The organism is Streptomyces sp. YGL11-2 (genome assembly GCF_050054615.1).
Lineage (GTDB): Bacteria > Actinomycetota > Actinomycetes > Streptomycetales > Streptomycetaceae > Streptomyces.
Window position 1 is genome coordinate 1 of sequence record NZ_JBNHIN010000166.1, and the last position, 605, is coordinate 605.

A 605-nucleotide genomic window follows, 5' to 3' on the forward strand; every position below is an offset into this window, starting at 1 on the left:
GTGCAGTGGGCGGCCGCGCAGTCCCCGAATGTGGGGAATGGCATCCAACAGCGGCATCAACTGGGTGACGTCGTGCCGGTTGCCGCCAGTCAGTGAGACCGCGAGCGGAGTGCCGTGCCGGTCCACGATCAGGTGGTGCTTGCTGCCCGGCCTGCTCCGGTCGACCGGCGAAGGCCCAGTGTGGGCCCCCCTTTGAGGGCTCTGACGTGCGAGCCGTCCACTGCCGCATCGTCCATTTCCAGTAGACCGGTCCTGCGGAGTTCGATCAGCAGCGTCTGGTGCAGGCGGGGCCATACGCCGGCCTCGGTCCACTCCCGCAGGCGGCGCCAGCAGGTCATGCCGCTGCAGCCGATCCGCTCGGCCGGGACATCGCGCCAGCTCACCCCTTTACGCAGTACGTAGACGATGCCAGCCAAGGCAACGCGGTCGTCCACCGGCAGCCTGCCGGGGAAGCGGTGGCGCCGCGGCGGACGGATCGGAAGCAGCGGGGCTATCCGCTCCCACAGATCATCAGGAACAAGATCGTCTGACACCCCGCAGACCCTGCCCGATGCCCCCTCAACTATCAACCACCACAGGGAACTCATTCTGAAACGATCAGTAAG

At 66.8% G+C, this 605-nt stretch carries 1 pseudogene; it reads right to left on the reverse strand.

Annotated features, from left to right (window positions below):
- Positions 1-533, reverse strand: a pseudogene (locus ACO1BR_RS44175) (IS5 family transposase); the annotation flags it as partial.
- Positions 534-605 lie beyond the last annotated feature (72 nt).